This window comes from Oerskovia sp. Root918 (genome assembly GCF_001428945.1).
Taxonomy (GTDB): domain Bacteria; phylum Actinomycetota; class Actinomycetes; order Actinomycetales; family Cellulomonadaceae; genus Oerskovia; species Oerskovia enterophila.
In genome coordinates, this window is sequence record NZ_LMJG01000006.1 from 42841 (window position 1) to 49064 (window position 6224).

The window sequence follows — 6224 nt, forward strand, 5'->3', positions numbered from 1 at the left end:
GCGCCACGCCGTCGGGCAGGGAATGGGCACGAAGCGGACGTTTCGCGTTCATCGTCGGCTCACCCCGTAGCCACCCGGGTCAGGTGGGATCGGGACGGCGCCAAGGTCGCGCCGCCCAGCTGCCGCGCTCGCGCGCGGGACCGGACGAAGGACTGACATGACGCAGACGATGGACACCCCTGTCCGCCCGGTGCGGAGAAGCGTGCCCGCGCTCGCCCTCCTCACCCTGGTCGGCGGGCTCGTGCTCGCCGCCACCCCCACCCAGGACGCCTCCGCGGCGACCGCACCCCCCGCACCGCTGCTCACCACGGCGGACACCACCTGGAAGTACCTCGACGACAACACGGACCCGGGCACGCCAGAGAACCTGCTGTCGTGGACCCAGCCCGCCTACGACGCCTCGGCGTGGAAGTCGGCCAAGGGGTCGTTCGGGGCCAAGGGCGGCAAGCTCGCGGCCGTCGGGCCGCACACCCCCACGACCCTCCTGACCCAGTACATCGAGGGGACCACGACCGACGTCCCCACGTTCTTCTTCCGCTCGACGTTCGAGTTCGACGCCGACACGGCGGACGAGCTCGAGAAGGTCGTCGGCAACGTCGTCTACGACGACGGGCTGGTCGTCTACGTCAACGGCGCCAAGGTCGCCGGCTTCCACGACGAGCGCGTCACGAGCACGACGACGAACCTGCAGTACGCGGGCTCGGGCGCCTCCGACCCGATCGCGGCCTCGTTCGACCTCGACCCCGAGGCCCTGCTCGACGGGACCAACACGATCGCGGTCGCGCTCTACCAGGACCGCGCGTCGAGCTCGGACGTCTACTTCGACCTGACCTCGCTCACGCCGGTCGCCGAGGACGCCCCGGTCGTGGTCGCCCCGCCGACCCGCGTCATCCTCACCCCGACCGAGACGCCCGAGACCTCGCAGTCGATCTCGTGGCTCGCGGGCAGCGAGGCCGACACCACGGGACAGGTCGAGATCCGCCCCGCCTCCGGCGGCGCGACCCGCACGCTGCGCGCCTACGCCGCTGGCGCCGTCAACGGCAACGCCAAGCAGCACTTCTCGGTGACCGTGCCCGGCCTCAAGCCCGCGACCGAGTACTCCTACCGCGTCGGCGTGCCCGGCGCATGGACCGGGTGGAAGACCTTCGGGACGGCCGACCCGGCCGAGACGGACTTCTCCTTCATCTACTACGGCGACGCGCAGATCGGCCTCGACAGCACGTGGCCCAAGGTCGTCGCCCAGGCGCAGGCCACGGCCCCCGACGCGATCGGCTCGGTCCACGCGGGCGACCTGATCGACTCGGCGAGCAACGAGACCCAGTGGGTCAACTGGTTCAACGGCATGGAGGACGCCGCGGCGACCAGCAACGTCATGGCCGCCCCCGGCAACCACGAGTACTCGGGCGACAAGAAGCTCGCCGCCTGGAAGGCGAACTTCGAGTACCCGCTCAACAACCCCACGACCGAGACCGTCGGCGAGCTCGCACAGCTCGCCGTGGGCGACACCCCCGTGGCCCGCCAGTACGCCGCCTACTTCGCGCACTGGAGCGAGTTCGCGGCCGAGACCGTGTACTTCACCGACTACCAGGGCATGCGCTTCATCACGATCAACGCGACCCGCGACACCGCGTTCCTCACGCCCGACGCGCTGCCCGCGTGCACCGGCACCGACTGCCCGCAGGCCAAGGTCGCCGAGCTCTGGACCCAGTTCCAGGCCGCGTGGCTCGACACCGTGCTCACCGAGAGCCCGTCGAAGTGGAACGTCGTGACCTTCCACCAGCCCGTCTACTCGACGTCGTCGGGCCGTGACGAACCCGTGCTGCGCAAGTACTGGGTCCCCGTGTTCCAGGAGCACGACATCGACCTCGTCATGATGGGTCACGACCACACCTACGCGCGCGGCTACAACGACGAGGACCGCACCGACACCGAGGGCGTGACCGACGGCCCCGTCTACATCGTGTCCAACTCGGGAGCCAAGCACTACGACCTCGCGGCCCCCGACAAGAACGTCTGGACCAACAACGGCGCGACCCAGGTGCTGCGCGGCGAGAAGATCACGACCTACCAGGTCGTCGACGTCACGGCGGACACCCTGACCTACAAGTCCTACATCGCCGAGAAGGTCGCGGGCGCGAGCACCGACCTGCCCGTGGGCGCGGTCTACGACGAGTTCACGGTCACCAAGCGCGACGACGGCACCAAGTGGGTCACCGAGGCCGGCGTCGCCGTCCCGAGCGAGGTGACGTTCACGACGCAGCCCGCCGCCGCCGTCACGGTCGAGTCGGGCAAGAACGTGACGATCTCCTCGACTGCCGTCTCGACCTCGACGGCCACGCCCGCCCCCCGCGTCGCCTACCAGTGGCAGACCGCCGCTGCGGGCACCGACGCGTGGACCGACATCGCCGGTGCGACGTCGAAGAACCTCCTGCTCAAGAAGGTCTCGGCCACGACCGACCAGCACCGCTACCGCGTGGTCGCCACGGCCGGGAAGTCCTCGACGACCTCGGCCGTGAGCACCATGACCGTGACCAAGGCGCCGACGACGCTCAAGCTCGCCGCGTCCTCGCTGCGCACGGGCGCCAAGCCGCGCGTGACCGCCAACGCGTCCGTGGCCGGGACGGTCGAGGTCACGGTCGTCTCGGGGATGTTCCTGACGACCGCGAGCGTCCCCGTCGCGAAGGGTGCCACGACGACGGTCACGCTGCCCCAGTCGCTGCCCTTCGGCGTGAGCGGTGCGACCGTCCAGGTCACCGCGACGCTCACCCCGACCGACTCCGTCGAGTTCGCCGGCACGACCGCGGAGTTCACGACGAAGATCGGCTGACACCGGTCGGTTGCACCTCGGCCGGCCGGCTCCCGCGTTCTGCGGGGGTCGGCCGGCCGTGCCTCGCGGGACACCTGCGCACCTGCGCACCGGTGCCCGGTGCCCGGTGCGAGCATGGTCCCGTGCTCCCGACCCGCTCCGCGCTCCCGCTCGCCTCCTCGGTCCTGGCCCTCGCTCTCCTCGCCGGGTGCACCGCTCCGGCGCCCGCGCCCACCTCGGCCCGTGACGACCTCGAGCCGACCACCTCGGTGAGCGACGCCGTCGGGCAGGAGGACCAGGCCCCCGCTCCCCCGCCCGCCGGGGCCGGGCTCGACTACCAGCTGGGCGGGGCCTACCCGCCGCCCGACGGCGTGACCGTCGTCGTCCGCGACGTCACCGACTCCCCCGCGGGCGCGGGCTACGACGTCTGCTACGTCAACGGGTTCCAGACCCAGCCCGGCGAGAGTGAGACCTGGCTGCGCGACCACCCCGACCTGGTCCTGCGCGACGACGGCGGCGAACCCGTCGCCGACCCCGGCTGGCCCGACGAGCTGCTCCTCGACACCTCGACCGACACCGCGCGCCGCGAGATCGCGCAGGTCGTCGGCGCACAGGTGGACGCGTGCGCGGACGCCGGGTTCGACGCGGTCGAGCCCGACAACCTGGACTCGTTCACCCGCTCGTCGGGGGCGCTCACGCGCGACGACAACCTCGCCCTGGCCGCGCTGCTGATCGACCGCGCGCACGCGCGAGGACTCGCGATCGGGCAGAAGAACACGGTCGAGCTGGGCGAGGACGGTCCAGCGCTCGGCTTCGACTTCGTGGTCGCCGAGGACTGCGCCGTCCACGACGAGTGCGGCGACTACGCCGCCGCCTACGGCACGCGCGTCCTGGAGATCGAGTACGACGACGAGCCGGACCTCTCCGCCCGCCTCGCCGACGCGTGCGCGCGCGGGGTGCCGGTCGTGGGACGCGACCGCGCGCTCTCGACGCCCGACGACCCGGGCTACGCCTTCGAGTCCTGCTGAACCGGCGCCCACACGTCGCCCGGCACGTCCCCGGGCAGGTCGGGGTTCCCGACCCCGACGAACCGGTCGCCCGCCCCGCTCGCCCGCAGGCGCTCGAAGTCCTTGAGCGCCCCGAAGGCCCACCGGCCCAGCAGCGTGATCGCGACCAGGTTCACGAGAGCCATGAGCGCCATGGCGACGTCCGCGACGGCCCACACGGCCTCGAGCTCGACGAGCGACCCGATCCCGATCGCCGCGAGCACGAGCGTGCGCAGCGCGGTGAGCGCCTTGGCGCGGATGCCGAGGAACGTCAGGTTGACCTCGGCGTACGAGTAGTTGCCGAGCACCGAGGAGAACGCGAAGACGAACACCAGGATCGTCATGGGCCACACGGTCCACGACCCGAGCTGGGCCGCGACGGCCTCCTGCGTGAGCGAGGCCCCGGCCGCGTCGGTCGTGCTCCCCGGGTCGAACACCTCGGGTCCCGCCATGAGGATGATGAAGGCCGTCGCCGAGCACACCACGATCGTGTCGACGAACACGCCGAGCGACTGGATCAGGCCCTGCTTGGCGGGGTGCGCGACCGTCGCGGTCGCGGCCGCGTTCGGTGCGCTGCCCATGCCGGCCTCGTTCGAGAACAGGCCACGCTTGACCCCGTTGAGCAGCGCCGCGAGGATCCCCCCGGCCGTGCCCGCGACGGCCTGGTCGAGCCCGAACGCGCCCTCGACGATCTGCCGGACCACGCCCGGCACGGCGCCGAGATTCATGAGGATGATCGTGGCCGCGAGCAGGACGTAGATGCCCGCCATGATCGGCAGCACGACACCCGCGACCTTCGCGACGCGCTTGACCCCGCCGAACAGCACGGGCGCTGCGAGGATCATGAGGAAGACCGCGGTCCAGCCCGGCGAGACGGCGTGCCCGTTGTCCAGGGCCTCGCTGATCGTGTTGGCCTGCACCATGTTGAACGCGAAGCCGAACGCGAAGATCAGCAGGATCGCGAACACGATCCCCCAGCGTCGCGAGCCCAGTCCGCGCTGGATGTAGTACGCGGGGCCGCCGCGGAAGGAGCCGTCGTCGGCACGGACCTTGAAGATCTGCCCCAGGGTCGCCTCGACGAACGCCGTGGCCATGCCGATGAGCGCGACGCACCACATCCAGAAGATCGCGCCCGGCCCGCCGAGCGTCAGCGCGATCGCGACGCCCGCGATGTTGCCCGTGCCCACGCGCGAGGCGAGACCCACGCAGAAGGCCTGGAACGACGAGATGCCGCCCTCGGCCGCGCCGGTCGAGCCGCCGACCAGCCGGAACATGAGCCCGAACATCCGGATCTGGACGGCGCGCGTGCGCACCGTGAAGTAGATGCCCGCGCCGATGAGGACGTAGATCAGGACGTAGGAGTACAGGAAGTTGCTGACCGGGTCGATCAGCGCCTCTTGCAGGACGTCCATGGGGTTCCTCCAGCCCGACGGCGGTTCTGCCGTCCGCAGGACGCTAACCTCTCGCGGTGGTCCTTGTCGCGACGGGCACTCAGCGCGGCTGCTCGTGCGCGCGCTCGCCGCGCTGGGCCTTCTGCGCGGTCTCGGCGATCCGGGCGGCGCGGGTCGGCGCCCGCCGGGCGTCCGCGATCCAGCCGAGGACGAGTCGGCGCACCCCGGGCGGGAAGGCGTCCCAGTGCTCCCGGGCAGGCGGCACGGCGGCGAACGCCGAGGCCAGGTCGTCGGGGACGACCAGCGCCTCGGCGTCGTCGTACCTCGTCCAGGAACCGTCGGCCTGCGCGGCCTCGACGACCGCGCGCCCCGCGTCGGTCATCCTCCCGTCCGCCTCGGCCCGCGCGACCCGCTCCTTGCTCAGGCGCGTCCAGCGGCTGCCGGGGCGCCGGCGTGTGAGCCACATCATCGAGCGGTCGTCGTCGATCGTCTGCACGGTCCCGTCGATCCAGCCGAAGCTCAGCGCCTCCTCGATGAGCGCGTCGTAGTCGATCGGGGCGCGACCGCTGGCCCGCCGCCACTGCACGACCCAGACCCCGGGCACCTCGTCGTCGTGGTGGTCGACGAGCCACGCGCGCCACTCGGCCGCGGTCTCGGGGTGGAAGCGGGGCGCGTCCGCGCGCCGGTCGGTCACCATGCGCCCAGACTGCCACGGGACCTCCCGTGGGTCCCGGCGAGACCAGCGGGTCCCGTCGGGGCCCGGCCCCCGCGGACGACGAAGGGAGGTGCTGGTCCGGGACGCGTCCGGACCAGCACCTCCCCGGCTCGTGGGTCAGTCGCAGGTGGTGGCGTCGTAGGACGCCACGACCTCCTGCGACCGCCGGTCCTGGGAGACCACGACCGTGACCTGGCCGGCCTCGACCGCGCCGGAACGCGTCGCGAACGACGCCGACGCACTCTTGCCCGGCGCCAGCCCCACGA

Annotated in this window: 4 protein-coding genes; 2 read left to right on the forward strand and 2 right to left on the reverse strand. The window is 72.0% G+C overall.

What is annotated here, in order from left to right:
- Nucleotides 1-157: 157 nt before the first annotated feature.
- Nucleotides 158-2827 (forward strand): metallophosphoesterase family protein, encoded by a 2670-nt coding sequence (locus ASE27_RS07400; RefSeq protein WP_056648247.1) that lies wholly within the window; start codon nt 158-160, stop codon nt 2825-2827.
- Between the two features lie 122 nt (nt 2828-2949).
- Entirely contained in the window at nt 2950-3834 is an 885-nt protein-coding gene (locus tag ASE27_RS07405; protein ID WP_056648250.1) for an endo alpha-1,4 polygalactosaminidase, read from the forward strand.
- On the opposite strand, the gene ASE27_RS07410 is transcribed toward ASE27_RS07405, so the two are convergent.
- Both ASE27_RS07410 and ASE27_RS07415 read right to left on the reverse strand, forming a co-directional pair.
- On the reverse strand, nt 3813-5264 hold the full coding sequence (locus ASE27_RS07410; protein WP_056648253.1) for a sodium:alanine symporter family protein: 1452 nt from the start codon (nt 5262-5264) through the stop codon (nt 3813-3815). The two genes, ASE27_RS07405 and ASE27_RS07410, sit on opposite strands and share 22 nt — an antisense overlap.
- A gap of 79 nt (nt 5265-5343) precedes the next feature.
- Nucleotides 5344-5940, reverse strand: a complete 597-nt coding sequence (locus ASE27_RS07415; protein WP_056648255.1) for a YdeI family protein — start codon at nt 5938-5940, stop codon at nt 5344-5346.
- Nucleotides 5941-6224: the final 284 nt, after the last annotated feature.